Raw genomic sequence first — 23,736 nt, 5'->3', positions numbered from 1 at the left:
TTTTTGGTATTCTAATCAATGGTCAATCAGTCTCTATATCTCAAACAACTTAAAAAGGTCAGCCTAGCTATGTCTAGGCTGACCTTTTGAGGTTATAAGATCCCTTCCAAAAGACCTTTCATAAAATCTTCTGAATGGAATTCTCCAATATCATCCATTTTTTCACCAAATCCGATGAACTTCACTGGAATATCCAATTCTTGACGGATGGCTAAGACCACCCCACCTTTGGCAGTTCCATCAATTTTCGTTAGAATCAAACCTGTTAAAGGGGTTATTTTTGAAAATTCCTTGGCTTGGCTAAGCGCATTTTGACCTGTTGAAGCATCTAAGGCCAAAAGCGTTTCATGAGGGGCATCTGGTATCACGCGCTTAATGATACGGCCCATTTTTTCCAGCTCTGCCATGAGATTTTCTTTATTTTGCAAACGACCAGCCGTGTCAATCATAAGAATATCTGCACCTTCTGCCACAGCTTTTTCCACCCCGTCAAAAACAACGGACGCTGGGTCAGCCTTCTCAGGACCCATAATCACTGGCACATCTACTCGGCGTCCCCATTCGACTAGCTGAGCAACAGCACCGGCACGGAAGGTATCAGCTGCCACTAACATGACTTTTTTCCCTTCTTGCTTGTAGCGGTAAGCCAACTTCCCAATCGAAGTGGTTTTACCAACGCCATTAACTCCTACAAACAACATGACGGTCAAGCCATCTTGATAATTGATAGCTTCATTATATTGTCCATCTTTCTCATAGATGTCCACCAATTTTTCCACAATCACGCGTTTCAAGGCATCTGGTTTTTTAGCATTTTCCAGTTTGGCTTCATAACGCAACTCCTCTGTCAAAGTTGTCGCCACATGTACACCGACATCTGATAGAATCAACATTTCTTCTAAGTCCTCGAAGAACTCCTCATCCACGCGTCTGAAATTAGCAAAGAAACTGTTTAAGCGAGCTGAAAAACCTGTTCGTGTTTTTTTCAAGCTACGCTTGTATTTTTCCTCATCCGTTTCCGTCACCTCAGTCAAAGAGTCGTCTTGTGCAACCTCTTCTGACATATCGGACCCTACAGATACCTCAACCGGTTCCTCTGGCATCAGTGGGACAGTTGCTGCAGCTGCTTCTTGAAGACTTGTTTCAACAGCAGCCTTACGACGGTAATAGTCCTCCATAAATTGTTGGCTACTGGATGGTTCTTCTGAAAGACTTGTTTCATCCTCTTCCGTGAAATTAGCTGACTCAGCATCTTGAGTTTGTTCCACTGGGAATTGATCTACAATCGGCTGTTCCTTGATTTCTTCTGTATCTGATACAGTAGCTTGACCGAATGGACTTGACGTAAGATCATCTTTGTCACCGACCATGCTAGCAGAATCTGCTGGAGAAACTGCTGTGCTTTCAACAAGTTTATCTTCACGCTGTTGCGATGCTTCTAAGCTGTCTTCGGAAGCTTGTTCTTCTAGAGTAACAACTGCTGGAGCGTCGTCTTGTGACAGCGTGAGGTCTGGCTGATCTTGCTCACTGGTTGTCGAAACAGCCTCTTCTTTAGCTGATGTTTCCAAAAGTTCTTCTTCTGGTTTGGTTTCGGTCACTTGTTGGGTTTCTTTTTTCCCAAATAAACGATCAAATAATCCCATTAATTCTCCTCATCTAAAATAAATCTTTTGACAGCTTCTGCGACACCAGACTCATCATTGGTCAAGGTCGTCACCGCATCAGCAGCTACTTTAGCTCCTGAAACACCGTTGGCCATAGCCACTCCAAGGCCTGCCCATTCCAACATGCTAAAATCATTCGCTTCATCTCCCATGGCCATAACGTGTTTAGCGTCAAGTCCAAGATGTTCACAAAGCAACTTTAATCCAAATGCCTTGTCAATACCGTTTGGCATGATTTCAAAAATAATATCTCGTGATTTAAAAGCTTCAAAATCTTCAAATAAACGTGGTGACAATTTGGCAATCTGCTGATCCAAAAAGTCTGGATCTGTTACTGTTACAATCTTATTATAAGAAATATCTGTTGGCAAGTCGTCAACAGAACTTACCTCAATAAAATTTAACATAGGATTAGCTAAGCGGTATTGAGAATGCCGACCATCTTTACTAGGAATGCTGTACACATCCCCATCACTGATAACATCGGTTGGTAATCCAACCGCCTCCAGAGCCTTTTGAATCTGGTAAATCTGATCAAAATTAAGAGAACGTTTATCCAAAATTTCTCCTGTGTTACGCTGAATCAGTCCACCATTAAAGGTGATACTGTAATCCTCTTCATCTAGGAGATTTAATTCTTCTAAAAGATTACCAATGGCCCTAAGGGGACGACCTGTTGTAATAACTACCTTAACCCCTTTTTCTCTAGCAGCGGCAAGTGCTTCTTTATTAGCATCTGTCACAATTTTTTCCGTGTTATACAGAGTGCCATCTAAATCAAGCGCCAAAATCTTAATATCCATGCTTTACACTAATCCTTCTAAATACGTTAATACTGCTCCGTCATTGCAGTGCCCAATGACTTGATCTGAAATCGCTTTGATTTCGGGTCTTGCATTCTCCGTAGCAATAGCCTTACCGGCAAATTCCAACATTTGATAATCGTTAAAATTATCTCCAAAAGCAATGGTTTCTGAAGGCTCAATCCCTAAAGCTTGGCAAAGGTGATCCATTCCGAAACCTTTATTAACCTCTTTTAAGATAATATCAATAGAATCAAAGCCTGTTGTCACTGCAGTAGCATAAGGCAAAGCCTGATTTAACCAATCACTACCTTCCAAGACCGTATCGCCTGTAAAGTTGGTAGAAACTTTAAAAATGGTATCATTTTCCATATCTTCAAAGCCATCAACAACTTTAACATTAGCATAGTAGTGTTTGGTTTTTTGAATGTACTCTTGGCTTGCTCCCTTTAAAACATAGGCTGCCTTTTGCCCAGAAAAGACCATACCTGTTTCAACATAATGTGGATTAGCCAAAATCTTTTCTGCAACTTCTACATATTGCGCTTGTGTCATCACATCTGCAAAGAGCACCTCGCCTTGGTACTGAACAACAGAGCCATTTTCAGCTATCACAGCAATCTGATCCAAAAAAGGTTCAAACAGCTGATCAATGGCCAAGAGCGAGCGGCCACTCGAAACAGTAAAGACTATTCCTTTTTCTGTTAGTTTTGGTAATAGCGCAGCTAATCTCGCTTGATCGTATGCCCCATCTTCAGCTAAGAAGGTGCCATCCATATCTGTTGCTATTAGTTTAATCATGTTATTTCCTACTATTTCTTTTGAGTCATGTCCCTTTATTATAACATAGAAGACTAAAAATAGGGCAACTAGGGGCTAAGGCAGGCCTTAAACCACTTCTTTTTTGATATTGCCTGGGCTACCATCTTGTCAAAAAAAGTAACCAAAACTAACTCAAAAAAGCATGAGTTCGCTTTCCTCAACGGAAAACGAAGCCATGCTTTTTAAGTGACTTAACTGAGATAATCCAAGTGTTTGTATTAGTTCCTAGAGCGTTTGTAAGCTAGTGGGATAACCATTAGTAGGCTGGCAAATCCTAAACTAATCAGTAATAATTGAGGAGATTTATCACCTGTTTGTGGTAAGTGTTCTAGCTTCTTGTTGCTATTTGCCACAGCTCGAGCGAGTGGCATTTGAGGCTCGTTGAGCAAGACAAAGACCCTTTGGGCACGCTTCTGAGCAACCTCGCTTTCTCGTAAGTCTTTTTGGCCCAGCAACATGGAATGAGGTGGGGCTTCTTGTGATTCTTCTGGTAACAGCTGTTCTTGTGGATAATGAGTGTTTTCTTGAGAAGACAGATTTCCTTGCCCATCTAAAGCTTTCTCTGCTGCCTTAATTTGAGCCAGAAGAGCATCCACTTCTGCTTGAGTAGCTCCTTGAGTTTCCAAGAGGTTTTTAGCAGCTGTCAACAAGTTGTCGTAAGCTTCTTTGCTAGACTGGCTTGCCATTTGATACTTGGCTGCGGTTTGTTTGAGAACCGATGCTTTGGTCACCATTTGACGGAGGGCAGTGTAATCTGTCTGATGCCCTAACACATGCTCTTTGGCAGTGAGCAGAGCTGCCAGAGCCTGTTCCACTTCTTCCTGGCTCACCTTGGCTTTTTGAAGCAATGCTTTAGCAACTACCAGTTGGTTTTGGTAGGTTTCCCTGTTCAATGGACTAGCATTTGTAAAGGATTGGCTGGCTATCACATTAGCTTCTTCAAGAATTTCATTACTCAAGGCAGTTAAATCTGTTACTTTACCATTTAGGGCTTGACGAGCTTTTACTAAAGTCGCAACAGCTTGATCAATGACCTCTTGTTTAGCTTTGTCTTTGAGTAAGACTTGGGCTTTCTCTAAACTAGTGAGGTAGGCTGTTTTCACATCAATGCTAGCATTGTAAAAGACAGGATCTAAGATAAGATCGCTTTGATCTGCTAGAGTTGCTAACAAGGCTGTCTTATTAATTAGCGTTAATTTGGTAACATTTACCTCATCATCTAGAACGGAAACCACTAACTCATCAAGGTTTTCGAATACATCGTAACCAGTTGGTAATATTAAGGATAATTTGTAATCGCCAGTCGGCACAAATTTACCATAATCTGTGCGTGAGTATTTCGCTCTTGGTAAATTAATATCAGCCCCATTTTGACTAAGGAGATGTACAGACGATCCTTTTGGCAACTCTTTATCTATGTCAACAAGGTAAGAAGCCTTTGTTAAAATATCAACGATAAAGACAACTTCTTTAACACTATCATCTTCAGAAAGGACCACCGTTGCACTTGGAGAGCTGATTAATTTTGCTCGCTCTTCATCGTACAAGAACAAATCAATGGTGTAGGTACCAAATGGTAATTTAAGGGTATTGAGGTCTTGACCGTGATGTTCTTTGGCAATAACATTTCCCTTGTCATCTTTAACGGCATATGAAAACTCCAAATTAATATTGCTATTGAGTTCTGGGCTAAAGATTTTCACGCTAACAAGCCCCTTATCATTTCCGATACTAACAAGGTCTTCTAAAGTCGCAGACACACGATTACCAGCGTAATCCTCTACCACATAATAAACATGGCTTAAATCCGTTGCATCTGCCGGCAACAGGAAGCTACCATCGGCTTCTTGAGGAATAAAGACCTTATTGTCTTGAACAAGGACACGATCTTCTCCATCTGGACACAAAACCTCATTGTAATGCCCGTCTTGATTTTTGATTAAATAAAAAACCTGTTCTCTAAAAATGCCAGATTCTCCATGTTCAACGGCAGGCCGCGCTTTAAAGAGCCGCATTTCCTGATCATAAGTGGCTGTCGTCAGAGTTGGAGCTTGTCTGTCTAGAATGACATCGAAAACAATTTCTTGTTTAGTAGCACCTGGCACATCCTAATAATAGCTTAATACATATTTGTAGCGACCGTCTTCTAATGGTAGTCCATTGGTTGTGGTACCTTGCCACTCTATCCCTACTAAAAGAGTGGATTTAGGGTTGTCTGGTTTGCCGCTGTAATAATTTTTATCTCCAAATTGTGCATCACTTATCCATAATGGAGTATTAAACGCTCTGTCATCTGCGCGATAAACCTTAGCCCTCAAATTGTTAAAGTTTCGTAAAAAGACACCTTTTAACGCTAACGAATCTTGCTCTTGATCATTATTTGGAAAAATCGCTAGCTGTGGCTTGCCTTCTTTGTTCAACTTCAAGATAAATTTGCCGTTAGATGATTGATAAGTTCCTAAAACCTTCAAACTCACTGAACTGGTAGCACCTGTTGAATAAATCTTATTTGCAGTAGTGGTCATCAAGGCAGTGTAGTTTTCCTCTGCTGGAATTTCTTTCGTCGCATCCGGAGCAAAATAGAAACCTGTTTCCTGATTAGCTACGATCTCATAAATTGGTTTTTCCAATACTGCTAGATTTTGGAAGGTTCCTTTAAAGCCAACATATGGTAGACTGACCACCTCGCCACCATCAACAGGGTCTGTAAATTGAACAAAACCTTCTAAGAAATAGCCATTTGGCATGATCTCATGTAATCTATGATGAAATTCGGAAACATCCATATCAATGGTAATAGTTTTAGTCTGACCTGCTTCTACACGGATAGTTCCTCCTTTGATAACAGCTAGTTGCTCGGGTGCTAGGGTGACAAAGCCATCCTTAACCTGATCTGTATTCAAGTAAGTTTGATAAGTCAATTCTTTAGCAACGGGTCCAATATTATGGACAGTCACATCAAACTGGATGCGATTGCCAACATTTCCCAAAGTCACACTACCATAATCATCCTCACCACCTTTCAGGTAAAGTCCCGTTTGAATTGCTGCTGCAACATCTATGATACCAGCTCCTTGCTGACGAGGTAAGGTGAAAGCTTTTGTCTCTGGGTTAAGATGGGCTCTTGCTGTGCTCATCAGTAAGTATTTAATAGTGGTTTCTATCTCGGCTTTTGGCATGTTAGGATGCGTTTTCAATAGGTACTGTTTAACCAAGGCCGCAGCACCTGCCACATGGGGCGAAGCCATGCTAGTTCCGCTCATCATATCATACTCGTTATCATTAATAGAGGCGTAAATAGAACCTCCAGGAGCTGCTAAATCTGGTTTTAATTCCCCATCTGCAGTTAAGCCCCAACTTGAAAAGTCTGACAGGAGGCCAGCCTTAGGATTGGCTTGCTTCTCTTTCATATTGTTAAAGACAAGCTTATAGTCTTGCTTAACCAAGGCATCTCCAAATTCTTTCTGGATAAAAATGGCTGGAATAGCGCGTGCGGTTTCATCAAGTCCCATACTGATATTAGCTTCACCGGCCTTATTATTAAAAATAATCACTCCAGCAGCACCATGCTTAATGGCATTGGCTACTTTTTCAGAAAAGGTTAAATCCCCACGTTCAATCAACGCAATCTTGTCCGTTAAGGTTTTACCAGCATAGTCCTTAGCTTCTCCCTTATTGACAAAAACATAACTGTATTCTTTGTTTAAGTCAAATGATTTCTCACTCAGTTTAGGATCGGCGTAAGAAACTAATCCTTTATTTAGTATGGTATCACTTTCTAATCCTTTAATAGTAAATACACGATTAACCAAACTACTATTATTGTAAGAAGCTACTGAAATAGCTTCTCTGGCAGTTGACGGGCTTCCCACCAAACCATAATCAGGATAAAGAGCTAACGGTTGAGAAGCACCACTACCAAAAGTACCATCGTTCCCTGCCGCAATAACCACAACAACTCCTGCGTGACATGCTTTTTCGATGGCTGCCGTCAAACGATTATCAGCATTGATAAGTGAGCCGTTGGCACTCCCTAAACTAAGATTAATACTATCTGCTCCTAGCTTAACGGCATCCTCAATAGCTTTTACATAAAGAGCTGGCCCTGTCCCTTTTTTAAAGTCGGAAAAAACTCGCATAAACATTACTTGTGCTTCTGGAGCAACACCATAAATCAATTCTCCTGTGTCTTTTTTCGTTGGATTACCTGCTGCAATTCCTGTCACATGCATCCCGTGAGACTCACTATCAGCTTCTTTTAAGTCTGTATTGACATCCACGTAGTTATACCCAAAAATAACTTTATTATTGTACCATTGACCATGAGTAATCCCTGCTTTTTGCTTAGCGGCTTCAAATTCTCCTTGAGACTGGTATTTGGCTTGACTGACATCTGATAGCTGAAGTACATCATGCTGACTATCAAGTCCTGAATCAATAACAGCCACAACAGTTCCTTGGCCTTTATAACCACTATCCCAAACCTGAGGAATTGCGATTATTTTATTACTGTCATTATTTTGTGGGGTAGCTTCTTTTTCACCAACAGCTAGACGATTTACTTCTTCTGCCAAAGGCGTACTGGGGTGAGGAGTTTCTGCCATGTTAACTAGCGGTAGACATCGCCCCTCCCTGAGCGTTTGTATCTGTGCTAGAAGGCATAGCTTGAACGGTTGCAACGGGGGCTTTTTCTTTAACAATTGCTGCAATGGAAGAGGAGGGGGCTTCTTGGGCAGAAGCTGACTGAACAAGACTTGCGACTGAACTGTCGTTTGTAACGGCATCTGCTGAGGCAGTTGTAACGCCACACATGAAAAGCAGGGTTCCCAACAAAACAGACACAGCGCCTACTTTATATTTACGCAGAGAAAAACGTTGTTTTGTGTTCATAAAAACTCCTTTAGTTGTAATAAATTTATTAAAACATAAAAAATAAAAATTTTATACAATTTTCTGAAAATTAATTCCTAAAAATCATTGTTTTCTAAAAAAGGATAGCATTATTAACCTTAACTAATAAGATATGACGTCCATAAAATCCCTAAAGAGAAACTTTCTCAACATCACAATAAGAAAACCATCCTCGCTCATAACCTACTCTATCCTTCACTCTTAAACTAAGAAAAAAGATACCTTTGAGCGATTACCTAATTCGCTCAAAGGTATCTTTCTTTTAAAACGACGGTGCCTAGCCCTCTTGGCTAGGTACTGTTAACTTAAGGTAACCATTGTTATGACAAGTAAGTAAGGTTTTGAGAATCTTTAAGTTTCACAGAAACGACCTTAGATACCCCCGACTCCTGCATCGTAATCCCATAAATGCTATCTGCTGCAGCCATTGTTCCTTTACGATGGGTCACGACAATAAACTGACTGTCCTTATCAAAGCGGTTCAAGTAATCACCAAAGCGTTTAACATTGGCTTCATCTAGTGCAGCTTCTACCTCGTCCAGAATGACAAAAGGAATGGTTTTAACACGGATAATGGCAAATAACAGGGCAAGTGCAGACAAGGCTTTTTCCCCACCCGACATTAGATTAAGAGATTGAATTTTCTTACCAGGGGGTTGGACAGAAATCTCCACACCAGCAGATAAGAGGTCTGTTTCCGTTAATACCAAATCTGCAGAACCCCCACCAAACATCTGGGTAAAGGTTTCCTTAAAACTATCTCGAATAGCTTCAAAGGTGACTTTGAAGCGTGCTTTTACTTCACTATCCATGCTGCCAATTGTTTCCAACAAGAGATTTTTAGCCTTCATAAGGTCAGCTTTTTGACCATTTAGGAAAGTCAAGCGCTCATACACTTCCTCATACTGGGCAATGGCTTCACTATTAATGGGTCCTAATGCACGTATAGCTTTTTGCAAGCCTTGAAGTTCTTCTCTAGCAGCTGGCAGTTGTTCGATACTATTGGCAGCCAGCTTTGCTTCTTCCAAAGCCATTTGAAAGTCTTCTGACAGACTTTTAGCGTAGGTACGTAATCGATTTGCAACCTGTTCTAGGCTAGCTTCTAATTGAGTTTGACGACGAATAAAGGCCTCATTCTTCTCACCTTCTTTGGTCATCTGCTCTGCCAATTCTTCTAATCGGGCCTCATAGTCCTCTATTTCAAATCGTAATTGGACTAAGCGCTCTTGGGATGCCATCTTATGCTGCAAAGCATCCTGTAATTGTTCTTCCCACTGCGGCAATTGTTGGATGCTATCTTGGCTAATATGACTGGTCAAGGCACTCTCAAGATCGGCAATGTCTTGCTGACATTGCTGTAATTGTGCTTTTAGACGAGATTGATTGGCCTGCTCAAATTTCTTCTCATTGAGCAAATCTCTTTCCTCCAAACGGCGCTGAGATAGGGCTTGGCTAAGTTGATCCGTCTTTTGCTTAATTAAGTCCTTGTTTTCCTTGATATCACCAATATCATGGGTCAAATCAGCCTTCTTCTTAGTAACCCTAGTTAGAGCATCTTCGATACGGCTTTGCTCTGCTATCAAAGCATGATCCGAAGTGTTTTCCTGACGTTCACTAAGCGCCTGCAACAAAGTCTGCGAATCATCTTGTTTTTCTTTTAGCTGCTGGTAAGCCATTTGAGCTTTTTGTTCAGCTAAGCGTGCCTGCTCTCCAGACAGTTTTAATTGGGCTAATTCTTCTTTTTTGACTGCTACATCACTCTGTAGAGCAGCGACATCTTTCTCAGCCGCTCTGAGTTGTTCGTTCAGTTGTGCTAAATCCCTGCTAACTTGTTTTAACTCTGGCTTGATAAAGGTGGTGTTATTCTGTCGATTAGCACCGCCAGAATAAGACCCACCCGGACGCAACTCTGTGCCGTCTAGGGTAACAATTCTCACCTTATAACCAAGTAGACGTGCAGCATGATTGGCCTGATCGATGGTTTCAAAAATAGCGGTACTAGCTAATAAGTTTTGAACAATTGCTGACAGCTTGACATCGTAGCGTACAAGGGACTCAGCAGTGCCTAAATAACCGTCACAAGTGGCCAATTGGCATTGGTGATTTTCTGATACGGAACGTGCCTTAATAGTGGTCAATGGCAAGAAGGTCGCTCGCCCCTGTCGATTATTTTTCAAGTAGGCAATAGCTCTTTTAGCAGCAGCTTCATCTGCCACAATAATATGTTGGCTGCTAGCTCCAAGAGCAACCTCAAGAGCCGTTTGATAATCTGTATCAAAAGAAAGGTGCTCACTAACTGCTCCTAAAATCCCACCAAGTTGCTTGGCAGCTTGAAGCACAGCTCTAACACCGGCATAAAATTGGCTATGACTCCTCTGAATAGCTTCCAGACTGGCCTGTCTGGCTTCCTTAGCTTTTTTCTGATCTAGTAAATCAAATAACCGGCTCTGTTCTGCTCGATATCGGTCTTCCAAATGGTTAACGCCTTGCTCACTAGTTTGATAACTTTGAAGTAGCGTTTTGACCTGCTCACTTTGGGCCTTGTAACCTTCTTCTGCTTCTTGACAAGCCTGAGTGAGACTATCAGTCTTGGCGATAAGGTCTTGATATTCTTGAGCCTGATTTTGGCGATCTTGATTTTCTTTTTCCAGTTGTGCTTTTAAGGCTGTTAGTTGATTGGAAAGTTCTGCTTCTTGTTGCATCAAGCCTACAAATTCTTCACGCAATTGTTCAATCAATTGATCTGGATCACTTGAAAAGCGGTCCAATTCTTGAGTCAATCTCGCTAAATGGTCAGCCACATCTTCCAGTTGCTGATCGAGAGCTTTCAAATGCTCAGCACGTTGGCTTTCTTCCGCTTTAAAACCTTTTAGCTGATCTTGTAACTGGTCCAGCCGCTGCTTGGCTTCTGCCTTTTTTTCTGCTTTTTGGCTACTTTCTAGCTTGACCAATTCAATTTGTTTTTCCAAATCAGAAATCAACTTGGTCAATTCTAACAAATTCGTTTGAGTTTGATCAGACTCATGACTAAGCGATTGACGCTTTTGTTTGAGCTGTTGATAATCTGCTTCCATGCTCTGACGATTGGCATAATAAGTAGCTAAATCTTGCTTCACGCTTTCTAAAGCAGCTCTGTCGTCACTTTGCTTCGCTTGATCAAGCGCAATATCTGTTACTAAGATATCAAGTTGCAATTGTTTTCGGCTAGCATCTAAATCAAGGAACTTCTGAGCCACCTTGGCTTGCTTTTCCAGAGGAACGAGTTGGTTCTCTAACTCGTAAATAATATCATCAAGACGGTCCAGATTATCCTGTGTTTGGTTCAGTTTGCTTTGCGTTTCTTTTTTGCGGGTCTTGTATTTTAGAACGCCCGCTGCCTCTTCGAAAATAGCTCGTCTTTCTTCTGGCTTACTGTTAAAAATTTCCTCAACACGCCCTTGGGAAATAATAGAAAAAGAATCACGACCAAGCCCTGTATCCATAAACAAATCATGGATATCACGAAGTCGTACTTTACGACCATCAATCAAGTAATCACTATCCCCATTACGGTAGATATGCCTTTCAATCCGAATCACTTCTTTGGCCTCTTTAATGAAGTGGTCAGAATTATCAAGAACCACCGCTACCTGAGCATAGTTCAAGGGGCTCCGATTTTCAGTCCCTGCAAAGATAACATCAGGCATTTTGCCACCACGGAGACTTTTAGCGCTTGATTCACCTAAGGCCCAACGTAGGCTTTCTGTGATATTGCTTTTGCCTGATCCATTTGGACCAACCACCGCGGTCACTCCCTTATCAAACTCAATTTTAGTCTTGTCTGCAAAGGACTTAAAGCCTTGCATTTCAATTTCTTTTAAAAACATTTAGACCTCACTCAGTTGGACTAGGGCATTTTTAGCAGCATCTTGCTCCGCCATTTTTTTAGACTTACCCAACCCCTTACTAAGAACCTCTTCATTGACAAAGACAGCCACTTCAAACTGTTTAGCATGGGCAGGACCTTTCTCACTGATTACTTGGTAATCAATGGCAATATCTCCCTTTGACTGCAAAAGTTCTTGAAGGCAGGTCTTATAATCTTTGACCTTTTCAAAATTCCCTTTCTCAACTTGAGGAATCATGACCAGCTTCAAGAAACGACGAACTTCATCAACCCCTTTATCTAGGAGAAGAGCGCCTAAAAAGGCTTCAAATAAATCTCCTAAGATAGTATCACGGTTACGGCCACCAGATTTTTCCTCGCCTTTCCCAAGTTTGATATAGGTATCAAAGGAACAAAAACGTGAAAAACCAGCCAAACTCTCCTCACGAACAATCATGGAACGTAGTTTGGACATGTCACCTTCTGTTTTTTTAGGGTATTTGGCAAATAAATATTCTGAGATGATTAATTGCAGAACAGCGTCTCCTAAAAATTCCAAACGTTCATTATGTGAAATGTTTAGGAGGCGATGCTCATTGGCATAAGATGTATGGGTAAAGGCCGTTTCTAATAATGTTTGGTCTTCAAAACAAATGTCAAAAGACGCTGCCAGTAACTCTTCAAGCTTTTTCATAAAAAACCCCTTTCATTTTGTCATAGACCTTATTAGTATATCAAAAATCCACCTAGAAAACTGGTTCTAAATGGATTTTTTGTGATTTATTAACAATCTTAAATATCCGTCAAGGGGCAGGCCATATCCGGGGAAGTATCATGAACAGTAAAGTCTGTACCTACTGCTAAATCTGCCATGGCTAATTGGTTCACCATGGTCATGTGAGCCAACTCTTTGATGTTATTTTCTTTACTCAAATGACCCAAATAGATTTTTTTGGTCTTATGCCCTAAACTTCTAATCATAGCTCCAGCGCCATCTTCATTTGACAAATGTCCCATGTCAGATAAAATGCGTTGTTTTAAACTCCAAGGGTAAGAACCCGAGCGTAAAATTTCAATGTCATGATTGGATTCAATCAGGTAGCCATCCGCATTTTCAATAATACCTGTCATTCGGTCACTAACATAGCCTGTATCAGTCAGCATCACAAACGATTTGTTGTCCTTCATGATGCGGTAAAACTGAGGATCAACCGCGTCATGACTAACCCCAAAACTTTCAATGTCAACATCTCCGAAGGTCAACATTTTATCTCTTTGGAAAACATGTTTTTGGGAGGCATCAAGCTTCCCGAGCATATTACGCTCATCCATCAACTGCCATGTTTTTTCGTTGGCATAAACATCCAAATGATACTTGCGAGCCATCACTCCCACTCCCTTGATATGATCTGAATGTTCATGTGTAATCAAAATAGCATCTAAATCTTCAGGCTTGCGGTCAATTTCAGCAAGGAGACTGGCGATTTTCTTACCAGTCAACCCCGCGTCAATTAATAATCGCTTTTTAGGTGTTTCTAAATAAAAACAATTGCCTGTGGATCCGGATGCTAAAATACTGTATTTAAAACCACTTTCAATCATTAATTAATCTATGTCATCCTCCCACTCTTCGTAAATGGCAGCATCTTTTTCATATGGCAAGACGATGGTAAAGGTTGATCCTTTGCCATAATCACTCTTCGCCCAAATAAACCCGTGATGCTGCTTAATAATTTCTTTGGCAATGGCAAGCCCTAGACCAGTTCCACCTTGAGCACGACTTCTTGCCTTGTCCACTCGGTAAAAACGGTCAAAAATAAGGGGCAGGTCCTTCTTCGGAATGCCTAAACCTTGGTCTGAGATGGAAATAATCAATTGCGTGTCTGTTGTTTTCATGCGAACAGTAATCTTTCCACCATCAGGAGAGTATTTAATTGCGTTGTTTAGGATATTTTCAATAACCTGCGTCATCTTATCATTATCAATTTCCAGCCAAACAGAGGTAATCGGATAATCTCTCACAATTTCATAAACCTTGCCAGTACCGGTGTGCTGGTTTTTAACTAGGTCAAATCGGTTCAGGATAGACGTCATAAAAGCTGTGAAATTGGTCATCTCAACAGATAACTGAGTTACTTGGTTATCAATGCGAGACAAGTTTAAAAGATCAGAAATCATTCGCATCATCCGATTGGTTTCATCAAGAGAAACTTTGATAAAACTTGGGGCAATATCTTCCTTGAGGGCACCTTCGTCAAGAGCCTCCAAGTAGGATTTCACCGATGTCAAAGGTGTTCTCAACTCATGACTCACATTAGAAACAAACAACCGGCGTTCACGTTCTTCCTTTTCCTGTTCTGTAGTGTCATGGAGCACCACAACCAAACCAGAAATAAAACCACTTTCTCGTCTGTTTAAGGCGAAACGTAAACGTAATGTCACAAACTCACCCATGTCATTGCGACTATTGACCGTCACAACAGGCGTTTTGGAAACCAATTCACGATAGGTATAGGGGGTATCTCCCTCCAGCAAATCGGTAATGTTCTTTTCAAGAGCCTGCTCCTTGGTCAGATTAAGCTGCTTGCGGGCAGTCTCGTTAATCATGATGATTTTCCCAGAACGGTCTGTGGCAAGTACGCCATCTGACATATAGGCCAGAATGCTGGCCAAGCGATTTTTTTCCTGGGCAAGATTCTCATGGGTTAAGCGAAACACGTCTGAGAGATCATTTAACTGATCTGCCAGTTCCATCAATTCAATGTCCGCCTTCTCATTAATCATGTCGGTATAACGGCCATTAATCAGGTCTCTGATTTTATGGCTCATCATTCGAATAATACGGGCATTTCGGTAATCACGCACCGCTAAGTGAATAAAATAAAAGGCAACAAAAACAAGTAATAAGAGAATCGCTAATTCAAAAGCGGATAAGTTCCCGATGATATCTCTAGTCATAAGATTTCATGTAATACCCAACACCGCGTCTCGTTAAAATATATTCGGGACGGCTTGGTGTGTCTTCAATTTTTTCACGCAGGCGGCGAACTGTCACGTCCACAGTACGGACATCGCCAAAGTAATCATAGCCCCAAACCGTCTCAAGCAAGTGCTCTCGTGTCATCACTTGACCCATATGATTGGCCAGGTGGTGTAATAATTCAAATTCACGATGGGTTAATTCCACTTCTTTGCCATGTTTTTTAGCCACAAAAGCATCTGGTAAAATTTGTAAATTACCAATAGTTAACTCTTGTGAACCTGAAGAAGCATTTTCCTCTGCTACGGCTGTTTCGATCGTTTCTGTTCGACGTAAATGAGCTTTGACACGCGCTAATAGTTCACGATTTGAAAAGGGTTTGGTAACATAATCATCTGCTCCAATTTCAAGGCCAATGACCTTGTCAAACTCACTATCCTTAGCCGACAGCATAATAATCGGCACATGACTGGTTTTACGGATTTCTTTGGCCACTTCAAGACCGTCCAATTCCGGTAACATCAAATCAAGAATAATTAAATCCGGTTTTTCGTCTTCAAACACGGTAACAGCTTCACGGCCATCAAAAGCGGTCACAATGTCATAACCTTCTTTTGTCAAGTTAAACTTAATAATGTCAGAAATCGGTTTCTCATCATCCACAATCAGTATTTTTTTCATGTTTATACCTCAGAAAGTTTTGTAATCGTCATTACAGTCGGGGCTTCTAAACCTTAGCAGAGGCCTCCAAGCTTATCTTCCTCTCTTTATTTCTATCTGATTATATCAAAAATCCTATCTAATTGACAACGGCAACCCCTTTTCTCTCAAAACTCCCTACTGACCTTTCCATTTTCTAATTATGTTGACAGTTAAAGAAAGCTGTGATAAACTATTTTTACTTTTATGTAAGAAAACTTAACAAAAAGGAGATTACCATGACACTTGTTACATTTACGTCTGTGGAAAAATACTATGGGGAATACCATGCGTTGAAAAATATTAACCTCACCATCGAACGAGGACAAGTTGTTGTTCTGCTAGGTCCTTCTGGATCTGGAAAATCGACCTTAATTAGAACCATAAATGCTCTTGAAAGCATTGAGACTGGTAGCCTTGTTGTCAATAACATTGAAGTTGCCAATGCCGGTTCGAAAGAATTGGTAGCGCTTCGACAAAAAGTCGGGATGGTTTTCCAACATTTTAATCTCTATCCTCACAAAACGGTGTTAGAAAATATAACATTGGCGCCAATGAAAGTATTAAAGGTATCTCGTGAGGAAGCGGAAAAAACAGCAGAAAAATACCTCACCTTTGTAAACATGTGGGATCGCAAAGACGCATATCCGTCCATGCTCTCAGGAGGGCAAAAACAGCGGATTGCTATCGCCAGAGGATTGGCCATGAATCCTGATTTACTCCTTTTCGATGAACCTACTTCTGCTCTTGACCCTGAAACCATTGGTGATGTGTTAGCAGTCATGCAAAACCTTGCTGCCGAAGGAATGAACATGATTGTAGTAACCCACGAAATGGGATTTGCAAAAGAAGTCGCCGATCGCATCATCTTCATGGCAGACGGCGAAATATTAGAAGATACTACCGATGTCGAAGGCTTTTTCAATCATCCTAAGGAACCTCGTGCCCAACAATTTTTGAGCAAAATGATTAACCATACAAGTGATTCCGTAGTCACCACAAAACAGAAAAAACACGGTAAAGGAGCTTGCTAATGAAAAAGTATTCTCTGTTAGTTCTCTGTTTTTTGCTGACACTGACTTGCCCTAATTTAAGCCAAGCAAGCGAGTTGACAACCCCTAACGTCTTAAAACAAATTACTAAGAAAGGTCAACTCCGTATCGGTGTCAAACAAGACGTCCCTAATTTTGGGTATTATCATCCTAAGCACCGTCAGTTTGAAGGAATGGAGATTGATATCGCCAAAAAAATTGCTAAAGCTTTGGACGTTAAACCTCAGTTTACTGCTGTAACTGCTCAAACTCGAGAAGCCTTACTAGATAATCAACAGTTAGATATGATTATTGCCACTTATACTATTACACCTGAACGCCAAAAGCAATATGCCTTCTCTAATCCCTATTATTTAGATGAAATTGGTTTTTTAGTCAAAAAATCCGATGCAATCACATCCATTAAGGAGCTCAATCAAAAAACAATTGGAGTGGCCCAAGGATCAACCACCAAAAATGCTATTGAAGAATATGGTAAAGCTCACGACCTATCCTTTTCATTTGTCCAGCTGGGCTCTTACCCTGAACTCGCCATCTCACTGTACGCCAATCGCATTGCTAGTTTTAGTGTTGATAAATCCATTTTATCAGGTTACACCAATCAAAAAACAACTATCTTAACCGAAGGGTTTAATCAACAAGCCTACGGAGTTGCTACGACAAAATCAAACAAAGCCTTGATTACCCATATCAATAAATTGCTTGAGCAATGGCAAAAAGATGGAAGCCTTGCTAAGATTTATCGTAAGTATGGGTTGATACCTGCCACAAGAAAACCATAAGAAAGGAGAAGCTATGACTTTATTAACAACTACGAATTTAGTTGCCTTACCTCAGTGGACGGCTTTTTTTAACCACTTTCCACTATTTCTCAAGGCATTCCTTTATACACTAGGCGTTTCTTTAGCAGCGCTTTTGTTAGCCATGGTGCTCGGTGTGATAATAGGTGGTCTTTCCACTGCTAAGCAAAAAGGAAGCCGTATCGTCTCAAGAATGTATGTCGAGTTTTATCAAAACACACCCTTATTGGTTCAAGTCGTCTTTATGTATTATGGTCTTGCTATCATGTCTAAAGGCTTTATCATGCCATCTGCTTTTATGACTACCGTCTGTTGTGTAGGCCTTTATCACGCAGCTTACATTGCAGAAGTCATCCGCTCTGGTATCGAAGCTGTTCCTAAAGGACAAACCGAAGCGGCCTTATCTCAAGGATTTACGCGTTTGCAAACCATGTCTCTGATTATCATCCCTCAGGCGGTGAGAACCATTTTACCACCTTTAACAAATCAAGTGGTTAACCTCATCAAAAACACTTCTATCGTTGCTATTATCTCAGGAGCAGACCTTATGTTTACTGCTAAAGTATGGGCTTATGACACTACTTATTATGTGCCCGCTTTTGCAGGAGCTGCTTTTTTATACTTTATTCTCTGCTTTCCTATCGCCATCTTTGGACGTCGACAAGAAGAGCGTAACAAAGAAACCTATTCTCTTTAGAAAGGAGACCATGTATGTCACCCTTATTAACTTACTCCAATCTCCTTTTTTTACTAGAAGGGTTGGGCCTAACTCTCTTTATTTCTCTAGCCGTTATTATCTTATCAACCTTGTTTGGAACACTTCTAGCGGTGATGCGTAATAGCCACTCCAAGCCACTTGGTATGATTGCTAGCATTTATATTGAATTTGTCAGAAATGTGCCCAATTTGTTGTGGATTTTTATCATTTTTTTAGTGTTTAAAATGGAATCCATCACTGCGGGAATCACTGCCTTTACAGTCTTTACGTCTGCTGCCCTAGCAGAAATCATTCGAGGTGGGTTAAATGCCGTTAATCATGGGCAGACGGAAGCTGGTTTATCTCAAGGATTTACCCATTTTCAGGTGTTCCGCTTAATTATTTTTCCCCAAGCTTTCCGGAAAATGCTCCCAGCGATTATTTCTCAGTTTGTCACTGTTATTAAAGACACTTCCTTACTCTACTCTGTTCTTGCTATTCAAGAGCTCTTTGGAAATAGTCAAATTTTAATGGGCCGCTATTTTGAACCAAGGGACGTTTTTCTTCTCTACGGCATAGTAGCCGGGCTTTATTTTCTAATTAATATGTCCATTTCCCAGTTCTCTAGAACGCTGGCTAAAAAATGGGCTCAAGCTAACTAAATACAAAAAAAGAAGAGGGCTACGACACTGCACCCTAATAGTGGGACGTAAGAAAAACACTTTTAGGCGACCAGTTTTCTGTACTGTACAGAAAACTGGTCGTTTAATCTCTGTTGAAGTCTAGTTTCATTATAAAATGTAATGTCATTTTTAACAATATTTGTTATACTATCTTTGTTGTATTTTCTCCTATTATGGAGATAAAAGGTTTCAGTCTTTAGGACGGAGTGAAATCATTCAATACAGGCATTATCTGCAGGTGTTCCTTTTCGAGACATTGAGCAGATAATGCCTTTTTCCGTGCAAGCCTGGTAGTAAGCCATAGAAGTATACACTGAGCCTTGGTCACTGTGTAAGAGTGCTCCTTTAGGCAATTTTAACTGATTAAGGGTGTCTAGTAAAAAATCCGTGTCCTGACACTCTGAGATAGTGTAAGCTATCATTTCTCGGTTATAGAGATCCATAATTGATGAGAGATACAATTTACAGTTACCGAAATAATATAGGTAGGTAATATCTGTTACAAGCTTTTCCATAGGCTTATCGGAATGGAAATCCCGACTCAATTTGTTATCTGTTAAATCATAAGCTTTACCCAAATTGGGAACTTTCTTGGTGCGTGTCCGACAAAGCCAGCTTAGTTTCCCATGAATATGCTTTTTTAACCATAATAAAACACTCCTGTTTCTAGTTTACTAGATTTCAACAGGAGTGTTTTTCTTTTGTCTCATTTTAGGGATTCAGTGCCATAAAATTCTTCTTTTTTATCGCCATTATTTCTTGGAGATTCCATGCTTGATAAGTCGTTTAAACTTTTTGGCCTCTTGTTTGACCATAGAAAAGCTACTCTTATGGTCTGAACTATAAAGTCCCTTAGCATTAAAGTAAGAAAAGGCAAAATCATTTCTATTTTGCTTAAACCATTTGCGAAAAACTCGCGACGGGGATTGGAAACCTCTAGTCACCTCACGTCTAAAATTGGGATCATGACGCCGTATGGGATCAACATCCAAATCCCAATGCCTAGGACCATCTGTACCATAGTTAAAGGAAGCACCATTCACAATTCCTTTTTCGGTCACCACCTCTCCATCGATTTCATTCAGGAAAAATCCCTTATTGTCAAGGATGAATTCGGTATGAAACCAAAGCAAAACTTTAATGTTATAAGAAAGCTCGTGGTCGGGAAAAATGACTTTTTCTCCCTCAATTTTTAGTTTGTTATGTAGTCTAGCTGAATCCAGCAAAGTATAATCAGGGGAACGCCGCCATAAAGCAGGTCCTTTTTTAGCTCTCAGAAACATAGCCAAAGCCTGGCCGTCGGTCATTTCTTCTTGTTTGTAATGGTTCCGAATATATTGAGCCTGCTGGCTGGAAATCACATAGCGAAATTGATGCAAACGTCTTTCCAAGTCACCCATTTCTCCTAAAGTTCTAGCCGGAAAAGCTTGGTCAACTAAGCTAGCAATCTCTTTCCAAAAAGGATGGTCTGGTGATAAGTCAGGAGAAAAGTGAGCGAGCAAGGCCTTGGTATCCTCTAGCTGACCGCTTAACTCGACAGGCATTTCTACCAAATCAAGTAAAAATGTCAGTAATGCTTTGATTGTTTTCGCCTTTTTTTCAATTGGCCAAATCATCCAGAAACTAGGGGACCCAAGACGACTATCAATGACTGCTTCTTCCGCTAACGCTCGAAAGGATTGGTTCGATAAACCAGCTCTTTGATACTCTTTCAAAGCTTGGTAACGACCTAGAATAGCCTGTGTCATTGCCTTTTCCCCCTTCATTGTTGGACCTTATTATACCATATTCAACATTTCGGGTCAGTTGATAACCTCTAAAAGTAAACTGCAACTGCCAAACCTATGTCCCTTTAGATGGTAATAAAGCCAGCAGAGCTGCTCGATCAATTTTACCGCTATCGTTAAGCGGAAGCTGGTCTACAAGAAGATAATATTTAGGCAATTCCCAAGGGCTAAGGTGAGAGACTAAAAAGTCTTTGATCGCTGCCAACTTCTGATTCTCAGTCAAGACTAAGACCAGAAGGACAGCTTGGTTTAAACCGCTCCCCACTTTGAGCGCGGTGGCTTCCTTTACACCTGAAGCTTGTGCAACCAATTCCACAAGGCTAGGAAGATGGCATTTGACACCTTGTTGGTTGACCCAGTCATCTCGTCGTCCTTTCAATATTAAACCAGCGGAGCACATGTCACCAAAATCTGACACACTATAGGGCTGTTTAATGCCTTCAATGGCATAAGGGGTTTCCACAAAAATTTGTTTATCCACAAGACTGATGTTGACACCTGGAAAAGGATCCCCCACCAAACCTGCTGTCTCTAAAGCGTCTTTGCCATTACACCAAGTGATGAACGACAATTCACTAGCTCCATAGAAGATAACAACTTCGAGCTGAGGAAATGTCTGATAATAACGCTGGAGTAAGTCAGGTGACATCAGTTGCGAAGAGGTTAAGAGGTGGGTAGCTGTCATATTGACCTTAGTGAGATAGGGCAATATACGATTGAGATAAGTCGGCAACAGATAAAGATGACTAACTTGCTCTTCTTGCCATAACATAAGCCAGGTCTTAAAAGATAGTTTTTGTGTCCAAACAATACAACCACCTGCCCAAAGTTGTGCCAAGGCCAAATTTAAATTACCAGTAAAACTAAAACTCCCATGTAAAAAAAGACTTGTATCTGCATTCAGGCCAAAAACCTGATTTTGATAGTCAAACATCTCAGTCCACGAAGACAATGACCGCCAAAATAATTTAGCTTGACCTGTAGAACCCGAACTCAAGACTGCAAAGTCAGCCTGTGTCGGTGGCTTTTGATTATCCTGCCTAATCTGCTGTTGGTAGCCATCAGGCATATTGGGATGGGTAATAAGAGGGTGACTATTTTGCCGTAACCCTTGTAAAAAGGCAATCAACTGCTTGAGGTAATGTTGCTCGTGAATAACCTGTGGACACTCTTCTGGCGGCACCTTTTTATCAGTTACAATAGCTTGCCATAATTCATAATAGGTCAAGGTTTGTTGATCCGTCACAACAGCTCTCTTATCAGGACATTCCTTCGCCCACTGATTCAGTCTAGTTAGCATTGCACCACTCCTGATTGTATTCTACCAAGAAGGCAACTCCCTGCCCTCCCGCTGCTGGAATAGCTGCCAAACCATACCGCCCTTGCTTAATTTCTAAAGCCTTCATTAAATGTAAGAGAATAATAGCTGCCGAAGCTCCAAAAGGATGCCCGTAGGCCAGAGCTCCTCCAAATATATTATAGCGGTCCAATAAATCTGGATAATGGGTTTCAAATAAACCATCAATAACGGCAAAGGCTTCATTCCATTCAATAGATGTCATATCTGCCATCCCTAGACCATGCTTTGCCAAAAGGACTTGACTAGCTGTAACCACCATTAAAGGGCTACGCTGTGGGTCTCCTGCTACTTCTACCACATCGATAAGTTTAAAAGCTGAAGGCTGACTACTTAGCTGTAAAAAGGCAGCAGCATCATGGGTGAGGCAGGCGTTCGCTGCACTAATCACGTGACCCTCTCCTAAGATAGGGGGCACCTTTGACAACACCTTACTTGACAAGTGCGGTCGAATGCCTTGATCACTGGCCCCTGGCAGGTCTAATATAAGGTCAACTAACAGGGCTTGCTCCTGGCAACGACTAGCCTTTTGATGACTCCTCAATGTCCAGTGATTCAAATACTTCTTAGTAAAGCCATAATCAGCTGCTACTCGTTCTGCCCCCTCAATCATCGCAAATGGACTGTTGCTATCTGGAGAAAACTGTGCAACTTTGTAGGCTCCCTGGCGCCAATCATCTGAAGCATATACCGATTCAGGTTGTAAGGAGCTGCTTTCAATCCCTCCCACTAAAAGGTTACTTGCCATACCTGCCTTGATTTTAGCATAACCCACGGAAAGAGCTGCACCAGCCGAAGCACATTGCATATCAACCGTCAAAGCAGGGACAGATTCTCCTAAATGAGAATACAGGGTCATCAAGCGCCCAATATTACCACCCGTTCCGACGGCATTGCCACAAATCACTTGGTCAATAGAAGCTGGATACTTATTTTGTAAAGCATTGATGAGCTTTGCTCCAAGGATTTCTGGTTGTTCTTTAGCAAATTGTTTCCCTACTAAACCGATAGGGGTTCTAAGGCCTGCAGCAATATAAATATCCGTCATGGTCATAATCTCCTTTAGCTACTAATTTACCAGCCTGAAACAGGCCAATGGCTCTTCCTTTCACCATCAATTGGATAGGGCTATCTAAAACCGCTGGCGCATAAAAGCGCAAATGTAATCGACGATAATCGATAGCTAGCCTATCACTCACCTGCTCGAGTAAGAATGCTCCAGGTAAAATATAAGGCGCTTTTCGGTGAATAGGATTTTGATCCCCGGTATCCTCTAGAAATTGAGCAAGAGCGGCTTGACTGATTTTTATTGCCTGATCATCTTTTGCTAAAAACTTACTAGCCTTTTCTTCTAATTGATTACTATTGGTGGATTCTGATAGCCACTGAACTGGCTGCTTCTTCAAGAATCGGACCTCAAGCGTCAGCCCTGATTCACTAAACCTTATTTTCCGGAAACGTTGGGTATCCGTGAGCACTTGATTTTCATATAATTGCGCAGCTTTTTCTAAGGTCATGTCAACCACCAGGCTGTTCTTTGGTAAATCTTGGTTGCACTTAATCATGGTGGTTAGTAATCTTCTCATTGTCACCCTCATTTTTAAATCACGTTAACT

The 23,736-nt window shown here is 41.1% G+C and carries 17 protein-coding genes and 1 pseudogene; 4 read left to right on the top strand and 14 right to left on the bottom strand.

Translation table 11 applies throughout. The annotated features are described in order from the left end of the window. Positions 1–92 precede the first annotated feature (92 nt). The 9 genes and pseudogenes from ftsY to yycF all read right to left on the bottom strand — a co-directional run bounded on the left by ftsY (position 93) and on the right by yycF (position 15,726). On the bottom strand, positions 93–1,643 hold the full coding sequence (gene ftsY, locus DYD17_RS03410; protein ID WP_115252719.1) for a signal recognition particle-docking protein FtsY: 1,551 nt from the start codon (positions 1,641–1,643) through the stop codon (positions 93–95). After that, positions 1,643–2,467: a Cof-type HAD-IIB family hydrolase gene (locus tag DYD17_RS03405; protein ID WP_003049959.1), complete on the bottom strand. Its 825-nt coding sequence runs from the start codon at positions 2,465–2,467 to the stop codon at positions 1,643–1,645. The genes ftsY and DYD17_RS03405 overlap by 1 nt, the downstream gene beginning before the upstream one ends. Positions 2,468–2,470: 3 nt before the next feature. Continuing rightward, the gene (locus tag DYD17_RS03400; RefSeq protein ID WP_115252718.1) at positions 2,471–3,268 is read right to left on the bottom strand and encodes a Cof-type HAD-IIB family hydrolase; all 798 of its coding nucleotides are present in this window, start codon (positions 3,266–3,268) and stop codon (positions 2,471–2,473) included. 239 nt (positions 3,269–3,507) lie between these two features. After that, positions 3,508–8,179, bottom strand: a pseudogene (locus DYD17_RS11385) (S8 family serine peptidase). 341 nt (positions 8,180–8,520) lie between these two features. After that, on the bottom strand, positions 8,521–12,066 hold the full coding sequence (gene smc / locus DYD17_RS03390; protein WP_115252717.1) for a chromosome segregation protein SMC: 3,546 nt from the start codon (positions 12,064–12,066) through the stop codon (positions 8,521–8,523). Next, positions 12,067–12,759 carry a ribonuclease III gene (rnc, locus tag DYD17_RS03385; RefSeq protein ID WP_003049954.1) on the bottom strand — a complete coding sequence of 231 codons (693 nt, stop codon included), beginning with the start codon at positions 12,757–12,759 and terminating at the stop codon, positions 12,067–12,069. Between the two features lie 98 nt (positions 12,760–12,857). After that, positions 12,858–13,667 (bottom strand): MBL fold metallo-hydrolase, encoded by an 810-nt coding sequence (locus tag DYD17_RS03380; RefSeq protein WP_115252716.1) that lies wholly within the window; start codon positions 13,665–13,667, stop codon positions 12,858–12,860. Between the two features lie 3 nt (positions 13,668–13,670). Next, the gene (vicK, locus tag DYD17_RS03375) at positions 13,671–15,023 is read right to left on the bottom strand and encodes a cell wall metabolism sensor histidine kinase VicK (protein WP_003049953.1); all 1,353 of its coding nucleotides are present in this window, start codon (positions 15,021–15,023) and stop codon (positions 13,671–13,673) included. Beyond that, the gene (gene yycF, locus DYD17_RS03370) at positions 15,016–15,726 is read right to left on the bottom strand and encodes a response regulator YycF (protein ID WP_003049952.1); all 711 of its coding nucleotides are present in this window, start codon (positions 15,724–15,726) and stop codon (positions 15,016–15,018) included. The genes vicK and yycF overlap by 8 nt, the downstream gene beginning before the upstream one ends. A 257-nt stretch (positions 15,727–15,983) precedes the next feature. Here yycF and DYD17_RS03365 point away from each other — a divergent pair, with 257 nt between their 5' ends. Genes DYD17_RS03365 through DYD17_RS03350 form a run of 4 tightly spaced genes read left to right on the top strand, consistent with a single transcriptional unit; the run spans position 15,984 to position 18,955 of the window. Then, entirely contained in the window at positions 15,984–16,778 is a 795-nt protein-coding gene (locus tag DYD17_RS03365; protein ID WP_003049951.1) for an amino acid ABC transporter ATP-binding protein, read from the top strand. Then, the gene (locus DYD17_RS03360; RefSeq protein WP_003049950.1) at positions 16,778–17,578 is read left to right on the top strand and encodes a transporter substrate-binding domain-containing protein; all 801 of its coding nucleotides are present in this window, start codon (positions 16,778–16,780) and stop codon (positions 17,576–17,578) included. The genes DYD17_RS03365 and DYD17_RS03360 overlap by 1 nt, the downstream gene beginning before the upstream one ends. Before the next feature lie 13 nt (positions 17,579–17,591). Then, on the top strand, positions 17,592–18,293 hold the full coding sequence (locus DYD17_RS03355; RefSeq protein ID WP_003049949.1) for an amino acid ABC transporter permease: 702 nt from the start codon (positions 17,592–17,594) through the stop codon (positions 18,291–18,293). Positions 18,294–18,307: 14 nt separating this feature from the next. Further along, on the top strand, positions 18,308–18,955 hold the full coding sequence (locus DYD17_RS03350; protein ID WP_003049948.1) for an amino acid ABC transporter permease: 648 nt from the start codon (positions 18,308–18,310) through the stop codon (positions 18,953–18,955). A gap of 233 nt (positions 18,956–19,188) precedes the next feature. Here DYD17_RS03350 and DYD17_RS03345 read toward each other — a convergent pair whose 3' ends face one another. From DYD17_RS03345 to DYD17_RS03325, 5 genes are all read right to left on the bottom strand, one after another. Beyond that, a complete protein-coding gene (locus tag DYD17_RS03345) occupies positions 19,189–19,554 on the bottom strand; it encodes an IS3 family transposase (protein WP_003052735.1) in 366 nt (121 codons plus the stop codon). Between the two features lie 174 nt (positions 19,555–19,728). Then, positions 19,729–20,724, bottom strand: coding sequence for a DUF3114 domain-containing protein (locus tag DYD17_RS03340; RefSeq protein ID WP_115252715.1), 996 nt, complete (start codon positions 20,722–20,724; stop codon positions 19,729–19,731). 94 nt (positions 20,725–20,818) lie between these two features. Further along, positions 20,819–22,063, bottom strand: a complete 1,245-nt coding sequence (locus tag DYD17_RS03335) for an AMP-binding protein (RefSeq protein ID WP_115276339.1) — start codon at positions 22,061–22,063, stop codon at positions 20,819–20,821. Continuing rightward, positions 22,053–23,168 carry an acetyl-CoA C-acyltransferase gene (locus DYD17_RS03330; RefSeq protein WP_115246550.1) on the bottom strand — a complete coding sequence of 372 codons (1,116 nt, stop codon included), beginning with the start codon at positions 23,166–23,168 and terminating at the stop codon, positions 22,053–22,055. The genes DYD17_RS03335 and DYD17_RS03330 overlap by 11 nt, the downstream gene beginning before the upstream one ends. After that, positions 23,137–23,706 carry a hotdog family protein gene (locus DYD17_RS03325; protein ID WP_115252713.1) on the bottom strand — a complete coding sequence of 190 codons (570 nt, stop codon included), beginning with the start codon at positions 23,704–23,706 and terminating at the stop codon, positions 23,137–23,139. Before DYD17_RS03325 ends, DYD17_RS03330 begins: the two co-directional genes overlap by 32 nt. Positions 23,707–23,736: the final 30 nt, after the last annotated feature.

Source organism: Streptococcus dysgalactiae subsp. dysgalactiae (assembly GCF_900459225.1).
GTDB lineage: Bacteria > Bacillota > Bacilli > Lactobacillales > Streptococcaceae > Streptococcus > Streptococcus dysgalactiae.
This window is presented reverse-complemented; position numbering and strand designations above follow the sequence as displayed.

What these genes read in the sequence shown, in the direction of transcription:
- DYD17_RS03365 (WP_003049951.1), top strand. Translation starts at nt 15,984, where the DNA reads ATGACACTTGTTACATTTACGTCTGTGGAAAAATACTATGGGGAATAC.
- DYD17_RS03335 (WP_115276339.1), bottom strand. Translation starts at nt 22,063, where the DNA reads ATGCTAACTAGACTGAATCAGTGGGCGAAGGAATGTCCTGATAAGAGA.
- DYD17_RS03355 (WP_003049949.1), top strand. Translation starts at nt 17,592, where the DNA reads ATGACTTTATTAACAACTACGAATTTAGTTGCCTTACCTCAGTGGACG.
- ftsY (WP_115252719.1), bottom strand. Translation starts at nt 1,643, where the DNA reads ATGGGATTATTTGATCGTTTATTTGGGAAAAAAGAAACCCAACAAGTG.
- DYD17_RS03340 (WP_115252715.1), bottom strand. Translation starts at nt 20,724, where the DNA reads ATGACACAGGCTATTCTAGGTCGTTACCAAGCTTTGAAAGAGTATCAA.
- vicK (WP_003049953.1), bottom strand. Translation starts at nt 15,023, where the DNA reads ATGACTAGAGATATCATCGGGAACTTATCCGCTTTTGAATTAGCGATT.
- DYD17_RS03405 (WP_003049959.1), bottom strand. Translation starts at nt 2,467, where the DNA reads ATGGATATTAAGATTTTGGCGCTTGATTTAGATGGCACTCTGTATAAC.
- rnc (WP_003049954.1), bottom strand. Translation starts at nt 12,759, where the DNA reads ATGAAAAAGCTTGAAGAGTTACTGGCAGCGTCTTTTGACATTTGTTTT.
- DYD17_RS03400 (WP_115252718.1), bottom strand. Translation starts at nt 3,268, where the DNA reads ATGATTAAACTAATAGCAACAGATATGGATGGCACCTTCTTAGCTGAA.
- smc (WP_115252717.1), bottom strand. Translation starts at nt 12,066, where the DNA reads ATGTTTTTAAAAGAAATTGAAATGCAAGGCTTTAAGTCCTTTGCAGAC.
- DYD17_RS03325 (WP_115252713.1), bottom strand. Translation starts at nt 23,706, where the DNA reads ATGAGAAGATTACTAACCACCATGATTAAGTGCAACCAAGATTTACCA.
- yycF (WP_003049952.1), bottom strand. Translation starts at nt 15,726, where the DNA reads ATGAAAAAAATACTGATTGTGGATGATGAGAAACCGATTTCTGACATT.
- DYD17_RS03380 (WP_115252716.1), bottom strand. Translation starts at nt 13,667, where the DNA reads ATGATTGAAAGTGGTTTTAAATACAGTATTTTAGCATCCGGATCCACA.
- DYD17_RS03330 (WP_115246550.1), bottom strand. Translation starts at nt 23,168, where the DNA reads ATGACGGATATTTATATTGCTGCAGGCCTTAGAACCCCTATCGGTTTA.
- DYD17_RS03350 (WP_003049948.1), top strand. Translation starts at nt 18,308, where the DNA reads ATGTCACCCTTATTAACTTACTCCAATCTCCTTTTTTTACTAGAAGGG.
- DYD17_RS03360 (WP_003049950.1), top strand. Translation starts at nt 16,778, where the DNA reads ATGAAAAAGTATTCTCTGTTAGTTCTCTGTTTTTTGCTGACACTGACT.